19 protein-coding genes are annotated in these 21,160 nt (G+C 63.7%); 9 read left to right on the top strand and 10 right to left on the bottom strand.

Annotated elements, in window-relative coordinates:
* Positions 1-1,702 precede the first annotated feature (1,702 nt).
* Positions 1,703-2,365: a ligase-associated DNA damage response endonuclease PdeM gene (gene pdeM, locus CI15_RS35015; RefSeq protein WP_062138286.1), complete on the bottom strand. Its 663-nt coding sequence runs from the start codon at positions 2,363-2,365 to the stop codon at positions 1,703-1,705.
* Positions 2,362-5,001, bottom strand: coding sequence for a ligase-associated DNA damage response DEXH box helicase (locus CI15_RS35010; RefSeq protein ID WP_062138284.1), 2,640 nt, complete (start codon positions 4,999-5,001; stop codon positions 2,362-2,364). The genes pdeM and CI15_RS35010 overlap by 4 nt, the downstream gene beginning before the upstream one ends.
* Before the next feature lie 256 nt (positions 5,002-5,257).
* Between CI15_RS35010 and CI15_RS35005 the strand changes: the two genes are divergently transcribed.
* The 3 genes from CI15_RS35005 (at position 5,258) to CI15_RS34995 (ending at position 7,502) form a co-directional block, all read left to right on the top strand.
* The gene (locus CI15_RS35005; protein WP_373685682.1) at positions 5,258-5,608 is read left to right on the top strand and encodes an FKBP-type peptidyl-prolyl cis-trans isomerase; all 351 of its coding nucleotides are present in this window, start codon (positions 5,258-5,260) and stop codon (positions 5,606-5,608) included.
* A 104-nt stretch (positions 5,609-5,712) separates the two neighbouring features.
* Positions 5,713-6,174, top strand: a complete 462-nt coding sequence (locus CI15_RS35000; protein WP_062138282.1) for a DUF488 domain-containing protein — start codon at positions 5,713-5,715, stop codon at positions 6,172-6,174.
* 254 nt (positions 6,175-6,428) lie between these two features.
* Positions 6,429-7,502, top strand: a complete 1,074-nt coding sequence (locus CI15_RS34995) for a DUF6765 family protein (protein ID WP_062138280.1) — start codon at positions 6,429-6,431, stop codon at positions 7,500-7,502.
* A 96-nt stretch (positions 7,503-7,598) separates the two neighbouring features.
* Here the strand turns inward: CI15_RS34995 and CI15_RS34990 are convergent, their stop codons facing one another.
* Entirely contained in the window at positions 7,599-7,850 is a 252-nt protein-coding gene (locus CI15_RS34990; RefSeq protein WP_174543286.1) for a hypothetical protein, read from the bottom strand.
* A gap of 409 nt (positions 7,851-8,259) precedes the next feature.
* On the opposite strand from CI15_RS34990, the gene CI15_RS34985 reads away from it, so the two are divergent.
* The 4 genes from CI15_RS34985 to cls all read left to right on the top strand — a co-directional run bounded on the left by CI15_RS34985 (position 8,260) and on the right by cls (position 11,539).
* Positions 8,260-8,598, top strand: a complete 339-nt coding sequence (locus tag CI15_RS34985; protein ID WP_062138278.1) for a hypothetical protein — start codon at positions 8,260-8,262, stop codon at positions 8,596-8,598.
* Between the two features lie 207 nt (positions 8,599-8,805).
* On the top strand, positions 8,806-9,636 hold the full coding sequence (locus CI15_RS34980) for an H-NS family nucleoid-associated regulatory protein (RefSeq protein ID WP_062138276.1): 831 nt from the start codon (positions 8,806-8,808) through the stop codon (positions 9,634-9,636).
* A 21-nt stretch (positions 9,637-9,657) separates the two neighbouring features.
* Positions 9,658-10,164 carry a hypothetical protein gene (locus tag CI15_RS34975; protein WP_062138275.1) on the top strand — a complete coding sequence of 169 codons (507 nt, stop codon included), beginning with the start codon at positions 9,658-9,660 and terminating at the stop codon, positions 10,162-10,164.
* Positions 10,165-10,264: 100 nt separating this feature from the next.
* Positions 10,265-11,539 (top strand): cardiolipin synthase, encoded by a 1,275-nt coding sequence (gene cls, locus CI15_RS34970; protein WP_062138273.1) that lies wholly within the window; start codon positions 10,265-10,267, stop codon positions 11,537-11,539.
* 13 nt (positions 11,540-11,552) lie between these two features.
* Here cls and CI15_RS34965 read toward each other — a convergent pair whose 3' ends face one another.
* From CI15_RS34965 to CI15_RS34935, 7 genes are all read right to left on the bottom strand, one after another.
* Entirely contained in the window at positions 11,553-12,506 is a 954-nt protein-coding gene (locus tag CI15_RS34965) for a hypothetical protein (RefSeq protein ID WP_063910612.1), read from the bottom strand.
* Entirely contained in the window at positions 12,500-13,294 is a 795-nt protein-coding gene (locus CI15_RS34960; protein WP_062138268.1) for a MetQ/NlpA family lipoprotein, read from the bottom strand. Before CI15_RS34960 ends, CI15_RS34965 begins: the two co-directional genes overlap by 7 nt.
* Complete coding sequence (locus CI15_RS34955; RefSeq protein WP_062138266.1) at positions 13,291-14,382, bottom strand: formylglycine-generating enzyme family protein; 1,092 nt, start codon at positions 14,380-14,382, stop codon at positions 13,291-13,293. The genes CI15_RS34960 and CI15_RS34955 overlap by 4 nt, the downstream gene beginning before the upstream one ends.
* 7 nt (positions 14,383-14,389) lie before the next feature.
* On the bottom strand, positions 14,390-16,288 hold the full coding sequence (locus CI15_RS34950) for an arylsulfatase (RefSeq protein ID WP_420915900.1): 1,899 nt from the start codon (positions 16,286-16,288) through the stop codon (positions 14,390-14,392).
* Positions 16,289-16,504: 216 nt separating this feature from the next.
* On the bottom strand, positions 16,505-17,047 hold the full coding sequence (locus CI15_RS34945) for a hypothetical protein (protein WP_062138262.1): 543 nt from the start codon (positions 17,045-17,047) through the stop codon (positions 16,505-16,507).
* A 50-nt stretch (positions 17,048-17,097) separates the two neighbouring features.
* On the bottom strand, positions 17,098-17,751 hold the full coding sequence (locus CI15_RS34940) for a response regulator (RefSeq protein WP_062138260.1): 654 nt from the start codon (positions 17,749-17,751) through the stop codon (positions 17,098-17,100).
* Positions 17,748-19,163 (bottom strand): cache domain-containing protein, encoded by a 1,416-nt coding sequence (locus CI15_RS34935; RefSeq protein ID WP_062138258.1) that lies wholly within the window; start codon positions 19,161-19,163, stop codon positions 17,748-17,750. The genes CI15_RS34940 and CI15_RS34935 overlap by 4 nt, the downstream gene beginning before the upstream one ends.
* Before the next feature lie 236 nt (positions 19,164-19,399).
* Here CI15_RS34935 and CI15_RS34930 point away from each other — a divergent pair, with 236 nt between their 5' ends.
* A complete protein-coding gene (locus CI15_RS34930) occupies positions 19,400-19,597 on the top strand; it encodes a DUF3311 domain-containing protein (protein WP_062138256.1) in 198 nt (65 codons plus the stop codon).
* Positions 19,594-21,075, top strand: a complete 1,482-nt coding sequence (gene mctP, locus CI15_RS34925; protein ID WP_062138254.1) for a monocarboxylate uptake permease MctP — start codon at positions 19,594-19,596, stop codon at positions 21,073-21,075. The genes CI15_RS34930 and mctP overlap by 4 nt, the downstream gene beginning before the upstream one ends.
* Positions 21,076-21,160 lie beyond the last annotated feature (85 nt).

Here is a 21,160-nt window from a genome sequence, read left to right as displayed (position 1 = left end):
CGGTCACGGTCATGGCCACGGCGGTGACGGTGACGGCGACGGCGGTCATGGTCATGGCCAGGGTGGTGATGCCGGACACGGTGATTCAGGTCACGGTGCCAGCGGCCACGGCGATGGTGGGCACGGTGACGGTGGCCATGGCGATGGTGGCCACGGTGACGCCGGTCATGGCGATGGTGGTGACGGTGGCCATGGCGATGGTGGGCACGGTGACGGTGGCCATGGCGATGGTGCCCACGGTGACGGTGGCCATGGCGATGGTGGCCATGGTGCCAGCGGCCACGGCGACGGTGGACAAGGTGATGGCGGTCATGGCGACGGTGGCCACGGCGATGGTGGCCATGGTGCCAGCGGCCACGGCGATGGTGGCCAAGGTGATGGCGGACATGGCGATGGTGGGCACGGTGCCAGCGGTCACGGAGATGGTGGCCAAGGTGCTGGCGGGCATGGTGACGGTGGTCACGGCAATGGAGGCCCTGGCGGCAACGGTGGCAACGGCGGCGGCCAAGGCGGCGGAGGCTCCGGTCACGGAGGCCCTGGCGGCAATGGCGGTGGCCAAGGCAATGGTGGTTCGGGCAACGGCGGCCCTGGCGGCAACGGCGGGGGCCAAGGCGGCGGAGGCTCTGGTCACGGAGGCCCTGGCGGCAACGGCGGTGGCCAAGGCAATGGTGGTTCCGGCAACGGTGGCCCTGGTGGTAACGGCGGGGGCCAAGGCGGCGGAGGCTCTGGCCACGGTGGTCCTGGCGGCAATGGTGGCAATGGCGGTGGCCAAGGCAATGGTGGTTCCGGCAACGGTGGCCCTGGTGGTAACGGCGGGGGTCAAGGCGGCGGAGGCTCTGGCCACGGTGGCCCTGGCGGTAATGGCGGCAATGGCGGTGGCCAAGGCAACGGTGGTTCCGGCAACGGCGGCCCTGGCGGCAACGGCGGGGGCCAAGGCGGCGGAGGCTCCGGCCACGGTGGTCCTGGCGGCAATGGCGGTGGCCAAGGCAACGGCGGCCCTGGCGGCAACGGCGGTGGCCAAGGCGGCGGAGGCTCCGGCCACGGTGGCCCTGGCGGCAATGGCGGTGGCCAAGGCAACGGCGGCCCTGGCGGCAACGCCGGTGGCCAAGGCGGCGGAGGCTCTGGCCACGGTGGCCCTGGCGGCAACGGCGGTGGCCAAGGCAATGGTGGTTCCGGCAACGGTGGCCCTGGCGGCAACGGTGGCAACGGCGGTGGCCAAGGCGGCGGAGGCTCTGGTCACGGTGGCCACGGCGGCCCTGGCGGCAACGGTGGTGGCCAAGGCAACGGCGGCGGCCAGGGCAACGGTGGCTCCGGCAACGGCGGCCCTGGTGGCAACGGCGGCAACGGTGGTGGCCAAGGTAATGGCGGCGGCCAAGGCAATGGTGGCTCCGGCCACGGAGGCCCTGGCGGCAACGGCGGCAACGGCGGTGGCCAAGGCGGCCACGGTGGCGGCTACGGCGGCGGTGGCTCCGGCAACGGCGGCCACGGCGGCGGTAACCACTAACTGGGGGCAGGAGGAGCCTCGCGAACCATGCGGGGCTCCCTCCGACCGTGGCGGCCGGCGCCACCCGGCCTCCACACAGCCCACGATCGAGCGTCGCAAGAAACTGGCTGCAGCGACAATGCCAACACAAAGCGACGCTGACGAACCACCAATCAATGATCCAACGAGGCAACCAGGTGGACGGCCCCCGCCGTCCACTCAACTCTGCAACTCGATCACCCTCTCCTGCACTACAAGAAAGACCCTCTCCCCCGCAACGCGCCCCGTCTCACGCGCGCCGCCCGTAAAACTGCCGAACGCCGGCAGTACCCCGCGATCGATTCCAAAGCGAAAGCACGGCACGCGCACCGAATCGGTCCGCGTCGCGATCCTGTAGACCGGATGCACATGTCCCGCGAGCACATACGCTCGATCGACCGCGCGCGGATGATGGCACAACGCCCACGCGCCGATCAGCCACGGTTCGCGCACAGCCTCGACATCCAACGTACGCGGCAATGCACCCGCATGCCTGTCGTGATTGCCTTCGACCAGCACCACACGCATCGACGCATGCCGCACGCGCCACGCATGCAACGCATCGATAGTGAGCGTCGACAGCGATTCGCGCGCGTGCAACAGATCGCCGAGAAACACCAGCGTCGCCGGCTCGAACTCGGCGATCAGACGATCGATCCGCAGCAGATTGTCCGCGGTTGAACCAATCGGAACCGGAATGCCGCGGGCGCGAAACACCGCATCCTTGCCGAAATGCGCATCGGCGATAAAAAGCGCGCGCAACGCCGGATCGAAACACGCGCGCGAGCTCGACAGCACGAGCCGCTGTCCGGCGATGTCGATCGCAAGCGAGTTCGGCTTCATCGTTGCGCTGCCTTTTCCAGTTCCGCGAGCATTCGCTCGACGCGATCCGAGAGCTTCTCGGTGCTGACTTTTTCGCGCAGGCGTCCGACGATCAATGGAAACGCGAACGGCGTCGGCTTGTTCGGCCGCGTCAGCACGACGCGGCTCGCGTTCATCCGTTCGAGCGCAAGCCGAATGCGCCGCACGTCGAGTTCTTGCAGCAGTACTTCGGCATCGGCCTGACCGAGCAGCAGATTGCCGCTATCGTGCTGACGGAAGATTTCGTAGAAAAGCCCGCTCGATGCCTGCAATTGCCGCGCGCTCTTCTGCTGTCCAGGATGCGCCTGAAATACGAGTCCCGACACGCGTGCAATCTCGCGAAAACGTCGCAAGGACAGCTCCGACGAATTGAGGCTCGCGAGAATGTCGTGATCGAGTTCTTCGGGCGAAAGCAGGCCATTCTTTATTTGCGCTTCCCAATCGAATGCCTGCACGCACAGCAATTCGAAACCGTAGTCGTTCATCGAAATCGAAAACGTACCGGGCGTCTCGCGCGCGACACGCCATGCGAGCAACGCGCCGAGTCCGATATGCGCGGTGCGCCCCGCAAACGGATAGCAGAAGAAATGATGACCTTCGCGCGATTTCAGCAACTCGACGACGAGCACCCCCGGCTCGGGCAATGCCGACCACTTCTGCTGCAATTCGAGCAGCGGCTGTACCGCGCGCATTTCCGGTTCGTCGTAGATGCCGCCGGCCGCGCGTGCGAGCATGCTAAGCGTCGCGTCCGCCAGCTCGGACGATAGCGGCATGCGGCTGCCGGCCCATTGCGGCATCGCGCCACGCGATGAACTCGCGCGCCGCACCCACGCGGTCATGTCCTGCACGCGGATCAGTTCGAGCGCGCGACCGCCGAACGTGAAGACGTCGCCCGGTTTGAGTCGTGAAATGAACGCTTCCTCGATTGCACCAATGCGTCCGCCCGACAGATACGCAACGTTCATCGTGCCGTTCGCGACGATCGTGCCGATGTTGTTGCGATGGCGGCGCGCGAGATCGTCGCGTGGCACGCGGTACAGACCATCGGTACCGCGCGCGACCCGATGGTAGTCGGGATAGGCGCGCAGCGTCGCGCCGCCTTCGACAAAACCCAGCGCCCAATCGAACTCCGCCTGCGTCAGATCACGATATGCATAGGTGTGCAAAAGTTCGCGGTACAGCTCGCGCGCGTCGAAACCACCGCCGATCGCCACCGTGACGAGGTGCTGAACCAGCACATCGAATGGCTTTTCCGGCGTATCACGGCTTTCGATCTGCCGCTTGTCGACGGCTTCCCGCGCGGCGGCCGCTTCGATCAATTCGAGCGCATGAGTCGGCACGATCGTCACCCGCGACGGCAAACCGGGCGCATGTCCCGAGCGGCCCGCGCGCTGCATCAGGCGCGCGACACCTTTCGGCGAGCCGATCTGAAACACGCGCTCCACTGGCAGAAAATCGACGCCGAGATCGAGACTCGACGTGCACACGACCGCCTTCAGCAAGCCGTTCTTCAACCCGCGTTCGACCCATTCGCGTACCTGCTGATCGAGCGAGCCGTGATGCAGCGCGATCACACCGGCCCATTCGGGCCGCGCGTCGAGCAGCGCCTGATACCAGACCTCGCATTGCGAGCGCGTATTGGTAAAGACGAGTGACGTGCGAGCCGCGTCGATCGCGCGCGCGACGGCATCGACCTGACGCATGCCCATATGACCGCCCCACGGAAAGCGTTCGATCGTGTCGGGGATGATCGTGTCGACGATCAGTGCTTTCGGCAGCGCGCCGTGCACACTGACGCGCGGCGTCGCGACTGGCGCGAGCAGTACCTCGGTCGCGAACGACAGATTGCCGAGCGTCGCCGACAGCCCCCAAACCTGCAAACCGGGGCGCCAATGCGTGAGACGCGCGAGCGCCAGTTGCGTCTGCGTGCCGCGTTTGTTGCCGAGCAGTTCGTGCCATTCGTCGACGATCACGAGCCGCACCTGAGCCAGTACTTCACGCGCATTGGCACGCGTCAGGATCAGCGTCAGACTCTCGGGCGTCGTGACGAGCGCGGACGGCATGCGCCGGTTCTGCCGCTCGCGTTCGGCGCTCGACGTATCGCCGGTGCGCAGACCGACGCTCCAGGGCACGGCGAGTTCTGCGGCGGAGCTTTGCAACGCGCGCGCGGTATCGGCGGCGAGCGCGCGCATCGGCGTGATCCACAGCACGCTCAGCGGTTCAGGATGCTGGCGCGGCGTCGACGATGCCTTCTCGAACGCGGCGAGCGCGCCGAACCACACGGCCCAGGTTTTGCCCGCGCCTGTGCTTGCATGTAGCACGCCGCTCGCGCCGTCGGCGATGTTGCGCCATACCTCGCGCTGAAAATCGAACGGTTGCCAGCGGCGCGCGGCGAACCACGCGTCGAGCTTGTCCGTGAACGGGCGGCGCGCATCGTCGGCTGAATACGACGGAAACGGCAGCGGCTCGAAAGCGGGATCGCGCGCATCGAGCCGCGCCTGTTGCGCGGCGCTGCGCGGAATCCGCCGCGGCCTGGGCGCGCGACGCCGCTCGTCGGCGGACGCCGGGGCGGCGGCCGGCTGGTCGGCGGGGGTATCAGAATCGGCCGGCTCGGTCATCGAAAGCGCTCTTGTCGACGGATGTGGCAAATTCGCGTGCCGGCGACTCGCTCGCCGGATGTTCATGTGGACCGCGAGCTCGCGCGCCGGTTCAGCGACCTCCTGGAAGCGGGTGCAACCTCGGGCGGCATCGGGCAACGGCTGGGCGCCTCGGCCGACAGCCGATCCGTTACAATCAGCCGAATTACCCTACTGGAGATTCGCTTTGAAATCACTCGTTGCTTTGCTGGCCGCAGCCGTTCTGTCCTCGACCGCGATGGCTGCCGCGCCGACCACGGAGAAGCTGCCGTCCGGCGTCATCGTCGAACATCTGACGCAAGGCACGGGCCCGCAACCGTCCGCAACCGACGTCGTGAAGGTCAACTATCGCGGCACGCTGCCCAACGGCACGGAATTCGATAGCTCGGCCAAGCACGGCGGCCCGGCCACGTTCCCGCTCAATCGCGTGATCCCGTGCTGGACGCAAGGCGTGCAGAAGATGAAAGTCGGTGGCAAGGCGCGTCTCACGTGCCCGGCGGCGACCGCCTACGGCGATCGCGGCGTCGGCCCGATTCCGCCGAATACCGATCTGACCTTCGAAGTCGAACTGGTCGACATCGTCAAGTAAAAGCGCCCGAGCCGCGCCAAAGATGCACTGAGACCCGAGCCTCGCTGCGCCAATCGCAGCGAGGCTTTTTTATGGGCGCTGAGTGGCCCACCAGGGAATTCACCATGAAACGTGACAAAAGTGTCGTGCAGGTGGCGAGCATCGGTTTTACCGGCAAAAGCGCGCAGAAGTTCTTCGATTTGCTGAAGGGCGCCCAGGTGCGCACGGTGCTCGACATTCGCCTCAATAACACCTCGCAACTCGCGGGCTTTGCGAAAAGGCAGGATCTGCCTTACTTTCTCGAGCACTTGTGCAATGCGGCGTACGTGGAAGTTCCCGAACTGGCTCCCGAGCCGGATCTGCTTAAACGCTACCAGGGCAAGCAATTGAGCTGGGAGAATTTTCGCGAGGAATATTTCGACCTCATTTCGCGGCGCCGCGTGGAAAGCAATCTGGATATCGCGCTATTCGAGTCCGGGTGCCTGCTTTGCAGTGAACATTTACCACATCATTGTCACCGGATGTTCGCGCTCGAATATCTGAATCAGCACTGGAATAGTCGTCTGTCCATTACGCATCTGACCTGAGCCGCGCCGACCGGGTCGGTCCGGGCTTTCCGTGCCGGCCGATTGCCTCGCGCCGGCGGCGCAGCGTTCTTCCTTCAGTAGCCCGAACAGTCGAATGGCGCAAAACGTGAAAAGGTGCGCCCGGAACGCGTGTTTTTTCAAGGCGCGTGCCGCTCGCTCGTCTACTATCTACTCACGCGCGGCTCCCTGAATTCGTCTCGCCTTTGTCGCCTGCAACAGACCGGCCGTGAGTATGCGCGCGAGGAGCGCCTGCCATGAACATCGACTTCCATTACGGCGTGATCTACATTGCCGCGCGCGTCGGCGGCATGACGCCCAGCGATGCGCAGACTGTCGCGCATGCCTGCCAGTACGTCGACGACGCAACGACGAGCGGAATACTGCGGTTCAAGGGTGGCGAGACATTCGAGCGCTTTGCTACCGCGCACAAGTTATTCGACTACGCCAATACCGAGAACGACCAGAATCGGCTGGTGTGGACGCCTTTTCATTTTTTGCCGGCCGGCGTTGGTGAGAGCCTCGAGGAAAAGGCGGTTTGCCGGCCCGATAGTGAAGTGGCACGCGAAGTGGTACGGCGCGCGATCCGGCAGCGCGATTCGGAGACCGCGTTGCACCGGCTCGGCGTGACGCTTCATACGTATGTCGATACCTGGGCGCACCAGGGATTCGCGGGCATCGAAAGCCCCTGGAATCGCGTGCATCTTCTCGAAGCGCAGGATTGCACGCGCAAAGGCTGGCTCGCGAGCCTCGAACTGGCGGTCGCGCATCTGATCGAGCGTGTCGAGACGGACGTTCTGACGATCGCGTTGCCGGTCGGTCACGGTGCCGCGCTGCATTACCCCGACCAGCCCTGGGCACGTTGGCATTACATCGACGGCCTGAATCACTTCATCTCGCGACATAATTTGCCCGATTTCGTACAGGCGGCGGACATGAGTTGTCGCGTCGTGCGAGCTTATCTGGCCGGACGTGAAGATTTCGAAACCCAGCCCGGCATGCCGGACGACGTCAAGGACGCATTGACCCGACTACTCGATACGAACCGCGATCTCGACGACAACCTGCGGCTGAGAACCGTCTGCGAATGGGTGAATGCCGGCCGTATTCCCCGTTTGAAAGAACCCGTGCCCGGCTATATCGCCAAAGGCCCCGGTTCGTGGAAGTACCTGGCGACCGGATTGTCGTGCGATGACGACACCGGGGACAGACCGAATTGGACTGACGCCTTCGAGAAGAGTGACTATCGCCTCTTTCACGACGCGGTCAAGCAGCACCGCTTCGTGACGACTCAGGAGATCCTGCCGGCTCGCGGATTGCGCATTGCGTGATCGAGCGGAATGGGGCACTTGCCGCGAAGCGGGGATTCAAACATCGTTTCCCCGCCGCCTGCGTAAACGTTTGCGGCGGTGCCTCCATTTCTCCCGTTACTGCATTCTGGCCTGCTGATGCGGCGCAGCCTGAATTGCCGCCTGTTGCTCTTCGGCGTGCTTTTTGGCCATATGCCGCCCGACGATACAGCCGCCGACCGCGCCGACCACCGCATGATGTCCCGCGTAGTGTCCGGCGACACCGCCTACTACCGCTCCTTTCAGGCAACCGGCCGCGTTTGCGGTGCCGGCCATTGCCAAAGAGACAGCCAACGCCCCGAGGGCGGTCCGAATAAAACCAGCTTTCATTGCAAGTACCATCGCGTTTGAGTGGATCGAAAATGGGGCGGCCCGGTGCATTTTCAATGGCCGCCGCGAGTGCGGCGGCTCATCAAGGCTCTCTATTGGCTGTACATTTGCCGCCGGGCGCCGACACGAAGTGTAAATGGATGACGCGGCTGCAGAGGCAACAGATGCTGCAAGATCGGTAACGGGCCGTTACAGGAGCCGCGGCTGTCTTTTTGCATACCTCGTCACTGGCGTTTCGCGCACGCTTCAATCCTTGCGCTATAGCAGGCCACAAAAAGAGACCTTTTTGAATAAAAAATGGGCTACTCTCCTTTGAATATGCTAATGCTTGCCTATAGTAGAAGCGACTAATGCGAGCAAGCACGGCGGCGCCCTTTTTTATCGCCGATACGGACGACGGGGAAACACAATGACGCCATCGACTGCACCGATCTATCAGACCAGGACTTGCACGCCGGAGTCGTTGCGCACGCTTGCCAGCTTTCTCGAGCTGGCTCTCGACGAGGGAAAAAGCGTGGTCGTGATGCGGATCGGCAAGCAGGTGCGCAGCGTGTATGTCGGAAATCCCTCGGGCGCATTGGAGGATTTAACGGATTCCGGAGTCGTCGACGCTTTTCAGGCAGATGAAATGCTGGTGCTGACTCGCCTCGGGCTCAACCGGATAACGGCGGACGGTCAACACTACCGCTTTATACGGAGTGTGAGGTACATTGCCGATCGCCAGGTCGTCGTTTTTACACCGATCTGAGTGGCGGAACCGAATTGAAAAAGAGCAATCAGGAGGAAAGGAAAAGGAAGAAGACTGCGATGAGTCGGAAGAAAGCCTGAAAGCTTTGTTATTTGAACGCTGCATGGGCGTCTTATCGATGTATTGAAGCTCAGGACAGGTGAATAGACTGCCTTTCTTTCGTCATTCATGGCATAGTTCGACGATTACCACATAAGGAGCAATCAAATGCCTTCGTTAGAGCAAATCCAAGCAAAGCTTAAGAAGCTCCAGGCGCAAGCTGACGCTCTCATTGCCAGAAAAGCACAGGCCGCGGTCGATCAGATTCGCGAGTTGATGCTGAAGCACGGTCTCACGACTGCCGATATCGAAGCACAGGCAAAGGCACGACGTGCCGCGCGAGGTCTGAATGGCAATGTCGGCAGAGGTCGGGGAAGACCCGCCGGCGCCAGCAAGGCCGCCAAATCGGCAACGCCGGCGAAGTACCGCGACCATAAAACCGGCGCGACCTGGACGGGTCACGGCCGCGCGCCTGGTTGGATTGCCGGCGTGAAGGACCGCACCGTATTCCTGATCGATGCCGCGAGTGCAAGCAAAGCCGCGGCCGCGCCCGCCGCGAAGCGCGGCAAAGGTCAGCCGAAAGGCGCACAGCCGCCGAAGTACCTGGATCCGAAATCCGGCGCGACCTGGAGTGGCCGCGGTCCGGCGCCGGCATGGCTGGCGGCGGTCAAGGATCGCAGCAAATTCCTGATCGAAGGCGCGACGAGCGCCGCTCCGAAGGCGGCGAAAGCGGCGGCGAAAAGCGGCCAGGCTAAAGCGGCCGCGAGTGCGGTAGGCAAGAAGACCGCGGCGAAAAAAGCGACTCGCAAGACGGCCGCAAAGAAGACCGCAGCCAAAAAGGCGACCCCGGCAAGCCGGAAAGCCGCGGTGAAGAAAACCGCCGGCCGCAAAAGCGCAGTGAAGACGGCAAGAAAGGCACCGGCGCGCAAGGCTGCCGCGAAGAGCACGGCCGCGCCCGCCGCAGCTCCGCAAACGCCAGAGACGCAAGCCAGCGCCTAACGGCCGCGGGCTGTGAAGTAGATGGCTAGCACGTGCTACGCATCCCAGCAGGAAGACCAGGTCGTCCTGCTGGACTCCGCTCCTCGTCCGGCCGCCGATGCCGCCGATCCATTCATCGTCGCGAGCGATCGCCGCGTGATCCTCACTTATCCGATCGCGGAGTCGGACTTTGAACGATTCGGGCCATTCGATCCCGACGACGATCCTTTTTGCGCGGTGTTGTTTGCCGACACCGTCTTTCATCGTCTCGGGCCGCCGGGCGATGCCGATTTGCCTATTCATCCGCTCGCGGCGCAGGGTCTAACTGGCTACGCGCTGCATGAAGTCGTCAATTCGTCGCTGTGCGCGGAAATTGCCGCGGTACCGGCAGGCTCTCCGGCCATTGATCCCGAGGCACCGGCGCGGCGTCATTTCGTCCTTACGTTCGAAGCGTCGACATTCGAATGCGTGGCGTCCGACTATACGGTTATCGGTGTATTCGGCGCGGGCGAAATAGCCAGCCGCGAGGCATTTGCGTTGGTCAGATGAAGCAGTCAGATGAAGCGCTAGAAGGGGGTAGCAAGGCGCGGTCCTGATTCGGGCACGCGCCGTGCATCTCGTGTCCTGTCGCCCGGCATCGAGGCCACGCATGCTGACTATTCCTATTACCGCGTTCGTCACGCTCGTGATCGTTCTCGTGATCGCCAATCTGTCGAGCGGCGAGAAGAAGATAGAACACAAGATCGAGCGTCTATATAAGAGCGAAGATCCGCAATTCCTTCGCTCGATGGGTCTATTGCTCGGACCGCCCGTGGTGCCGGGCAATTGCTTCGAGATGCTGCTCAATGGCGACCGCATCTTTCCCTCGATGCTCGAAGGCATTCGCTCGGCGCGCGAAACCATCACGTTTGAAACGTTCATTTACTGGTCCGGCGAAATCGGCGAACAGTTTGCGCACGCGCTTGCCGATAAGGCGCGCGAAGGTGTCGCCGTGCATATCCTGCTCGACTGGGTCGGTTCGTCGAAAATGGATCGGCGCTATCTGGAACTACTGCGCGAGGCGGGCGCCGAAGTGGTCAAGTTTCACAAGCCGCGTTGGACTGGACTCGGTCGTATGAACGATCGGACGCACCGCAAGCTATTGGTGATCGACGGCCGGATCGGTTTTACGGGCGGGGTCGGCATTGCGCCGGAGTGGACCGGCAACGCGCAGGACGAAAAGCACTGGCGCGATACGCATTTTCGCATGACAGGTCCGGCGGTCGGCCATATGCAGGCCGTGTTCATGGACAACTGGATCAAGGCGACCGGCAACGTTTTGCACGGTCCCGCGTATTTCCCGCCCGTCGATGCCGAGCCGAAAGGCGAGGGCGAAGGTCTCGCGCATATGTTCAGCAGCTCGCCGTCGGGCGGCAGCGACGACATGCAGTTGATGTATCTGATGGCCATCACCGCCGCCACGCGCAGTCTGCAGCTTGCGAGCGCGTACTTTGTGCCCGACAAACTCACCATCAATGCGATCGTCGAAGCCGCGAAACGTGGTGTGAAAGTGCAGATCATCACGCCGGGCAAACGCATCGACACGCACACGGTGCGCGAAGCATCGCGTGCGTGCTGGGGCGATCTATTGAAAGCGGGTGTCGAGATCTACGAGTACCAGCCGACCATGTTCCACTGCAAATTGCTGGTGGTCGACGAGTACCTGGTGTCGGTCGGCTCGACGAACTTCGATAACCGCTCGTTCAAGCTGAACGACGAAGCGAACCTGAACATCTACGACAGCGACTTCGCGAAGCAGCAGACGGCCACTTTCGCCGACGACATCGCGAAATCGAAGCGCGTCACGCTCGAAGCGTGGAAGCAGCGTTCGCTTGGCGAGAAACTGATCGAAAAGTTCGTGAGCGTGCTGGACGCGCAACTGTGAAAGCCGGTCCGGATCACTGAACGGCGCTGCTCAGATAAGCGTCGATGTCGGGACGCGCGGCCGGCTTGCCGTGGTCGTCTGCCACGGCACCCGCATCGACGAGGCGCGCTTTTGCGTGCTGATACGCATTGGCAAATCCACGCAGTTGCTGCGTGACCGGACGATCGTCGAGCCTGCGCCGCGCGAGGGCCTGCGCGATGCTGCGTTCGATCAACACCAACTGGCGGTCGATATAGTCGAGACATAGCTCACGGCAACGCGCGGATGCGGCCGCGACGCTCAGCAGCGCGGGCACCAGCGAGATGGTCAGAAAGCCGCCTGCGGGAATGCGTGCGCGTGCGGCGGGCGAATCGAACAGGTCGACGCGCAATGCGTCGAATACGGCCTGGGTCCAGATTGCGCGCTCTGCTTCGAGCGCACGCCGTCGTCGCGCGAGCGTTTCTTGCGCGTGCGGATCGGCAATGCGGCCCTGGTCGACCAACAACGCCGCATCGTCACGTCTGCCTTCCTGAATGCAGGCACTCCCGACATAGACGGCACTGTCGCCGCGTTCCGCCAGTACCAGATGTTGCAGGTGATCCGGCACGAGCGGGTCGAGCGGCACCACTTCGCACGTCAGCGGCTTGCCTTGCAGATGAATCGCGCAACGTCCGTCGTCTGCGAGAGCAGGGCAGCGCGCGAGCGATGGATAGTCGAAGCCCTGCGCGACGATGCTGAAAAGGTCGCCCGCGCGATACAGCAGCGTCTCGGCAAGCGCATCGAAGGCCGCGCAGTCGGCTTCGTCGAGCAGCGCTTCATGTCGGCCGACGCGCAGCCGTTCGCCGGGCCGCCTGCGCGCGACTCGTCCAATGGCGATGCAGCCGATGAACCGGTCAGGATGACGGAACAGTTCCGCGAGCGTCATCGACGGCGGGCTGTTGCAGCATCGACCGCACGCGGAACAGGAAAACGAGAACGTCTTTACCACGGCCGACGCACCGAGTCCTGATATCGCGTGAGAATGAAATGCGCGACGTCGTTCGAATGATAGGCGGCGACCAGCTGACCGACCCATGCGTCCTGGCGATCGCCTTCGCGCACGGTCAGTACGTTCGCGTACGGCGAGCGCGCGTCTTCGAGGCTGAGGCTGTCGCGTGCCGGGTGAAGACCCGAGCGTGCCGCGGTGTCGCTGTCGATCACCGCGAATGCGACGCTGTTCAGCGTGTCGTACAGACGCGCGCGCGGCACCTGGCGAATCTTCAGGCCGAGCCGGTTGCTCGTGATGTCGGCGAGCGTCGCATGCAGGCCCGCGCTGTCGCGGAACGTCAGCAGCGTTTCGTTTTGCAGAAGGATCAACGCGCGTGCGGTGCCGGCGGGGTCGTCGGGAATCGCGATCGTGGCGCCCCGTTGCAGTTGCACGAGGTTCGTCAGCTTGCGCGAGTACAGCGCGAGCGGAAACGTGACTGTCGTGGCCACGCTCGTCAGTGCATAGCCATGCTGTTTGCGCTGCGCGTCGAGTGCCGGTTCGTCTTCGAAGCTCGCGACGTCGATCTCTTTCGCGGCCAGCGCGGCGTCGATCCGCGCAGGCTGATCGAACACGACGACGTCGAGCGCGAGGCCCTCGGTCGCGGCGACGCGGCGCACCTCATTCATGATCTCGGCTTGCGCGCCCGAACTCACGCCGACCTTGATCGTCTGCGATGCGGCGTGCGAGCGTTCAGGCAACAACGCAGGCAACACCGTGAGCGCAAGCGCGGCAACGATAAGTCGCTTCATGATGCATCCCTCGACACCGTGCGAAAGCCGATATGCGAAGCCGGCAAGTCGGCTTCCTGCTGCTCGCGCGACGCCGCGCGATACCTGACGCAGTAGTCGCGCGAGCACAGGAACGAACCGCCTTTGATCACCATCGGCGTATCGTGCCGGCGGCTGAGTGGCGCGACGGCCGCGGTGTCGCCGTTCGTATGCGACTGGTGGGGACCGGTGTACACGTCCCTGGTCCATTCCCACGCATTGCCGATCATGTCGTAGAGCCTGAAATCGTTCGCCGCATAGCAGCCGACGGGCGCGAGGCCCACGTGACCATCCTCGCCGGTGTCGAGCACCGGAAATACGCCTTGCCAGTAGTTCGCGCTCGGCTTGCCGTGCGCGTCGCGCGGCGCGGTATCGAGATCCGCGCCGTCATGGCCGGCCTTGCCCGCATATTCCCATTCGGCTTCGGTCGGCAGATCGCGGCCAAGCCAATGCGCGTACGCGAGCGCATCGGCCTGCGTGACCATCGTCACCGGTTGATTCATCCGGCCGTCGAGATTGCTGCCGGGGCCGCCCGGATGATTCCATGCGGCGCTTTTGACCCAGCTCCACCACGCGAGATCGCGCGCGTTCATCTCTTCGCGCGTCGGGGTGTGAAATACCACCGCGCCGCCCTGGCGCTCCGCATCGCTGACGTAGCCCGTCGCGTGCACGAACGCGGCGAACTGTGCATTCGTGACGTCGGTCTGGTCGATCCAGAAACCGGCGACATGTGTCTTGCCGTCGCCGGCCGGGCGTTCGTCTTCGTAGCCGAGCTTGCTGCCGAACACGAAGTCGCCGCCATGCAGATGCACCATGCCGGCCTGCGGGTCGTCGCGCCAGCGCGCGGGCAAGCCCGAGTAACGCTTGCATTGCTGTTCGGAGCCGAGCGCGGCGAGGGGGCGCGAGCGGTTCAGGTTGTCGAATGCGCCGGACGGGCCAGCGCCAAATGCGGCCGCGCTCGCCGCACTGATGGAAGGCGCCGCAAACGCGACGGCGAACGCGGCCGCCGCGATTGCGGCGTACGCGCCATACAGCGCCACGCCGCTCTTGAGCTTGAATGAAAACGCCATCGTGTGCTCAGTAGTAACCGCGCGGACGCAGCGGCTCGACGCCGCCGACGCTCGTCATATAGGCGTTCCACTGCTGCACGAGACCATCGATGATCGACTGGTTCTGCGTGGACACGTCCTGCGTTTCGCCGCGATCGGCGCTCATGTCGTACAGCTGCCAGTGACCGTCGACGGGGCCGAGCGGCGGTTCCGTCCACAACGCCTTCCAGTGGCCGTCGGCACTGCGCAGATAGCCGCGGCCGTACGCTTCGTCGCCGAACGACGCGCTATGCACCGGCGCCGTACTCTGATCTTCGAGCAGCGGCAGCAGCGATTGGCCAGTGATCGGATAGACGTAGCGATTGTTGTAGACCACCTTGCCCTTGTTCTGATCGACGCCGGTCAGCGTGTTGATCAGCGCGGGGGCCGGTGTGGTCGGCGGTGTGATCTGCGCGACCGCGAGGAACGTTGCGGTGTTGTCCGTCACGTGGGTGAATTCACGCAGCGTCGGCTTCTGATCAGTTTGTCCCGGCAGATGCACGATCAACGGCGTCGACACGCCGCCTTCGCCCGAATAGCCCTTGGTCAGGCGGAACGGCGTCGCGCTGACTTCGGCCCAGCGCAAGCCGTATTGCAGGCGTTGCGCGTTTTGCTTGCCGTTGTCGGTGCCGAGTTGCGAGTAGGTGGGATCGGTCGCGTTCGCGGTGTCGGTGGCGGTCGGGTCCGCGCCGGAATCGATCGGCCAGCCTTCGGCGCCGTTATCCGACTGGAACATGATGAACGTGTTGTCGTATTCGCCGATGTCCTTCAGATGCTGAATCAGCAGGCCGATGTTGTGATCGAGGTTCTCGACCATGCCCGCGTAGATTTCCATGTAGCGCGCCTGCGCTTTCTTCTCGGCCGGCGACAGGCTGTCCCACTTCTTGTTCACATAGCCGGGGCCGTAATCGGTGTAGCCCTGCGCGGCGCTGTGCACGGCGCTCACGTATTTCGCGTTCACGGTGCCATTGTTCGCGGTGGCCGGACTCGAGGCCAGCGTCTCCGAGGCGCCGCCGAACGGCACGAAGTCCTGTGGAATGATGCCGAGTGCTTTCTGCCGGGCGATACGCGCATCGCGGATCGCGTCATAGCCGGCATCGTATTTGCCGACGTAATTGTGCAGATAGGGGTCGGGCACCTGCAGCGGCCAGTGCGGCGATGTATAGGCCGCGTACGCGAAGAACGGCTTGCCGTCGCCCTTGTTCGAATCGATGTACGAGATCAGGCGCTGCGTGTAGAAGTCGGTCGAATAGAACACGGCCGGGCTGCCGCCCGCGCCGCCCGGTTGCCCGGGTTGGCCCGGCTGCACGTACTTGCCGTCTTCGGTGTAGTTCTGCGAGCCGGCCGGTTCGTGCGCGAAGTGATTGGTCGCGGCGCCGCCGAGCAGCGCGTAGCTGTGCTCGAAACCCCATTGGTCGGGCGTCTGCCCGCTGCCCGTCGCGCTGCCGACGATGCCCGAGCCGATGTGCCACTTGCCGGCCATGTAGGTGTGATAGCCGCCGTCCTTCAGCAACTGCGCGACCGAGAGCGCGCGGTCGTTCAGATAGCCTTCATAACCCGGCAGTCCTTTGCGCTCGTCGGTCGGCACGCCCATCGTGCCTTCGCCGACCAGATGGTGATCGGTGCCGGAAATGAGCATCGAACGCGTGATCGCGCAGACGGTGCCCGTATGGTGATTCGTCAGGATGCGGCCGCTCTGTACGAGCGCATCGAGATTGGGTGTGTTGATTTCGCCGCCGAACGCGTGGATGTCGGAGTAGCCGAGGTCGTCGGCCATGATGTAGAGAATGTTCGGCCGCTTCTGCGCGACGACCGGCGTGGATGCGGGCGCGGCGCTCGACGCGGCGGACGTGGGCTGCACGCTGTCCTCGCCGCACGAGGCGAGCATGACGAAGCTCGCAACGGCGGCGCCGATCAGGCCAACGCGAAATGAAGGGCGAAAGTCGGGACGGCGAAATCGAAATGTTGTCATTGTTATTGCGGACCGTAAGGTAGGGCCGCCGATGTTAGCAATGACATTGCCAAGGCCAAAACAACGATTTCTGCGTTGCTATCGACGTTTGTCGATATAGATTCATTGACGAAAACGCAGTCATTTCCCGCGTCAATTGCCTGGGTCCAGCACGGGCTTATCGGGGTCCGCCTGGGTGCGGTATGGCAGTTGCGCGGCACGCGGATCGCTGACCGTGTTGTCGATCACGCGCTCGACGTCCGCCGTTTTCGCGAGTTCGGCGAGGAAGGTCTTCTTGTCGAAGCCGGGCGCGACACAGCCTTCGACATAAATGAAGCGGCGTTGCAGCGTGAGCCACAGCGTCGACTGTTCGCGCCAGTGCGTCGCCGCATTCAGGTTCGCGAGACGCCGTTGCACGCTTTCGGCGATTTCCGCGTCGTAAAGATACGCGTTCGGCAAACGGCAACGTCCTTCGATCCAGCAGCTATTGCCGCGCTCGATCCGGTAATGGCTATCGTCGAGCCATTCCTTTTCGGTTTCGAATGGACCGAGCGGCGTCGGGCAATTGGCGATTGCCTTGGAGATTTGCATGAACGGATCGTGGCCGCGATTGACACGCGCCGGCTCGCCATCAACGTGAGCCGTCGCCGCGCAAAGCAACAGACCGGCGAGGCTCAGTTCGAACACGCGTTTCATGCTGTCGTCGCTCCGGGTGTGGACCGCCTATTATCGCGCTGCCCCAACCTTCAACGCTTGTTGCGCCGATTCTCGACCGCGAACTTGATCAACTCGGCCTGGCCTTCGATGTCGAGCTTGCGCTTCAGATTCAACCGATGCGTCTCCACGGTTCGCACCGACAGATCGTTACGCTGGGCGATCTGCTTGCTCGACAGACCTTCGGCGAGCGCATCGAGAATGTCGCGCTCGCGCGGCGTCAAACGTTCGACCGGCGATTGCGTCGCCGATGCCTGGATCAGCCGCGCGCTCAGTTCCGCGCTGAAGAACGTCTTGCCGTCGAGCACCGCGCCGATCGCCTGAATGATTTCGAGCGCGGGCGAATCCTTCAACACATAGCCGCTAGCGCCCGCGCGTACCGCCTGGGTGACGTATTCGAGGTTGTCGTGCATCGACAGCATCAGCACGCGAATCGCCGGAAAACGCTCGTGAAAGAGGCCGGCCAACGCAATGCCGTTCATACCGCTTTTCATGCCGACATCCATCAGCGCGAGATGCGGCGACTGTCGTTCGGCGAGCGCGAGCGCTTCCTGCGCGTCGCCCGCTTCGCCGACCACCTCGAAATGGCGCACTGCTTCGAGGCGTGCGCGCAGACCGTCGCGCACGAGCGGATGATCGTCGACGAGCAGCAGACGCGCGATGGAAGGAGTGGTCGAGTCGTTCATGAAGAGAGTTCCTGCAAGGGCGGCACCGTTGCGTGCGTCGTTGGCAGCGGCACGCGCGCGGTGACGACGGTATGACCTGGCTGCGAGCTCAACGACAGCATGCCGCCGAGCGCTTCGAGCCGTTCGCGCATATTGCGCAACCCGACACCTTCACGTCCGCCGACGAAGGCGTCGCTCACATCGAAGCCGCGGCCGTTGTCGGAAATCGCCAGCGTGACCGCATCGCGTGAGACTTCGAGCGCCAGCGCCGCGCTCGACGCCTGCGCATGCCGCACGATGTTCGTCAGCGCTTCCTGGGCGATGCGAAACAGCACGGTGTTGACCGCATCGGGCAAGGTAGCCGCATGCGTGTGCGCGATCTGCGTGAAGCCGATCGCGATGCCGGACTCGTCGCCGAGTTCGCGCGTCAGCTGTTCGAGCGCGGCCGCGACGCCGAGATCGTCGAGCATCGACGGACGCAGCGCGTGAGAGATGCGGCGGATTTCTCGCAGCGTATCGCCGAGCCGCGCGAGTCCGGTGGACAACGCGGACTCTGCGGCCGGGACACGCACGTCGCCGCGTTCGAGCCGCGCGAGCGCCGATTCGAGCAGCAGCTTGACGGACACCATCATCTGACTGATACCGTCATGCAATTCGCGCGACAGCCGCGCGCGTTCGTTTTCCTGCGACTCGACCACTTGCTGCGCGAGACGCTTCAACTTCGCGTCGGCGCTGCGGTATTCGGTCACGTTCAGCACCAGCGCGCACAGCGCAATGACCGCGAGCCCCGCCAGCGCGATCGCGTCGATCCACTTCATCGTGCGAGCGATATTGGCCGCAGCTTCGGCGTCGATATGCGCGAGCGTCGTGTCGACGTCGTCGAGATAGATGCCGGTGCCGAGCATCCAGCCCCAGCGCTCGAGCGGTACCACGTAGCCGAGCTTCGACTCGACCTTGCCGGTCGACGGCCGATGCCACAGATACCGCACGTAGCCGCCGCCGCGCGCGGCCGCTGCCAGCAGTTGCTGGATCGTCGGCGTGCCCTGGCTATCGCGCAACGACCACAGATCGCGACCCACCAGGTCCGGCTCGCGCGGATGCATCAGCGTGCGGCCGTGCATGTCGTAGACGAAGAAGTAACCGTCCTCGCCGAAATTCATTTTTTCGAGCACGGCGAGCGCGCGCGTGCGCAGCAGCGCGTCGTCGCGCGCATTGTCGCGGCCGGCTTCGTAGAGCGGCGCGATCGCGGTGGTGGCGAGTTCGACGTAGTGCTTGAGCTCGATTTCCTTGCTCGCCAGGTACGCGGCCTGGGTGGTCGCATGCTGACGCTCGGCGAGCGCCGTGGCTTCGCGGCGCACGCCCGTCTCGATGCTGACGATCGCCACCATGAAGGGCACGATCGCGAGCAACACAATCTTTGCTTTGAGTTTCATCGTCGAAAACCGGCTAGCGGGCTACGTATTATTACGTAGTCGGCTTACGTAGTTGCGCGCTTGTAAGGCGGTGCGTGAAGGCGAATACTACATGCCCGTCGCATACCGCGCCGCGTGAGTCTTGGCGGGGAGTGTGCGACGTTCCCCGATTTTCCGCCTGACCTCAGGCAACCAGGCATCCGCGCGCCCGGCCACGAGCCATCGCGCGTGCTGTCGATAATATTCAGGAGACGTTCGTGGAGACCTCCCCCTCGGCCGGCCGTTCATGGCTCTGGCTCATTCTGCTGATTCCTTATATCGCCCTGCTGTGGCTGCCGTTTTATAACGACACGCATCCGTCGCTCGCGGGCTTTCCGTTCTTCTACTGGTATCAGTTTCTGTGGGTGCCGTTGACCTCGCTGCTGATTTACATCGTGTATCGAGGTCTCAAATGAGCGAACTGAATCCTGTGAACCCGGTCGCGATGACCGTCTTCGTCGCCTTCTTCGTGCTCGTCACGGTGATCGGCTTTTTTGCCGCGCGCTGGAAACGCGGCGATCTGACGCAATTGCACGAGTGGGGCCTCGGCGGCCGACAGTTCGGCACGGTCATTTCGTGGTTCCTCGTCGGCGGCGATTTCTACACCGCCTATACGGTGATCGCGGTGCCTGCGCTCGTTTATTCGGTGGGCGCGTATGGCTTCTTCGCGCTGCCGTACACGATCATCGTCTATCCGTTCGTGTTCGCGGTGATGCCGAAGCTGTGGAAGGTCGCGCACGCGAAGAACCACATCACGGCGGCGGACTACGTGCACGGCGAATACGGCGGCAAGTGGTTCCCAGCGGCCGTCGCGCTGACCGGCATCGTCGCGACGATGCCGTATATCGCGCTGCAACTGGTCGGCATGCAGGTCGTGATCAGGGGGCTGGGCGTCGGTGGCGAAACACCGCTGATCGTCGCGTTCGTGATTCTCGCGCTCTACACGTATGCGAGCGGTCTGCGCGCGCCGGCGATGATCGCGTTCGTCAAGGACATCATGATCTATATCGTCGTGATCGCAGCGGTATGGCTGATTCCGGTGAAGCTCGGCGGCTATGGGCACGTGTTCGAACTGGCCGACGCGCACTTCCAGGCGAAGGGCGGCGCGACCGGCATCCTGCTGAAGCCGAATCAGTACACCGCGTTCGCATCGCTTGCGCTCGGCTCGGCGCTCGCCGCGTTCATGTATCCGCATACGATGACGGCGGTGCTGTCGTCGGCGTCGGCGAAGACGGTGCGCAAGAACGCGATCTTCCTGCCCGCTTACACGGTGCTGCTCGGCCTGATCGCGCTGCTCGGCTATATGGCGATCGCGGCGGGCGTGAACGTGAAGTCGGCGAGCGACGTCGTGCCGGCCCTGTTCGGCACGCTGTTCCCGCAGTGGTTCGTCGGCTTCGCGGCCGCCGCGATTGCGATCAGCGCGCTGGTGCCGGCCGCGATCATGTCGATCGGCGCGGCGAATCTGTTCACGCGCAATCTGTGGCGTCCGCTGGTGTCGCCGAACATCACGCCTCAAGCGGAAGCGGCCAATGCGAAGATCGTGTCGCTGGTCGTCAAGTTCGGCGCGCTGCTGTTCATCGTGTTCCTGCCGACGCAGTACGCGATCGATCTGCAACTGCTCGGCGGCGTGTGGATTCTGCAGATTTTCCCGGCCGTCGTGTTCTCGCTATACACGCGTCGTCTGAACACGCAGGGTCTGTTCCTCGGTTGGCTCGTCGGTATCGTGCTCGGCACGGGCCTCGCGATTTCGCAAGGGCTCAAGCCGGTGTACGGGCTGCATTTCGGCCACGAGAACTATCCGCTGTATATCGGCCTGATCGCGCTGGTCGCGAATATCGTCGTGAGCTTCGTGGTATCGGCGGTCGCGCCGCGACGGGCTGCCGTGACGGCTTGATCGAGGTTCGTCCGGCTCGATGAAGAACGCCGCGGGGCTGTTGGCCCGCGGCGTTTTTTATTGTCTCCGGCGTCTTCGGCCTGCT

It is taken from the genome of Paraburkholderia monticola (assembly GCF_001580545.1).
In the GTDB taxonomy this organism is placed as follows: Bacteria; Pseudomonadota; Gammaproteobacteria; order Burkholderiales; family Burkholderiaceae; genus Paraburkholderia; species Paraburkholderia monticola.
The sequence above is the reverse complement of the archived record's forward strand: the minus strand, read 5'-3'. Positions and strand labels throughout refer to the sequence as shown.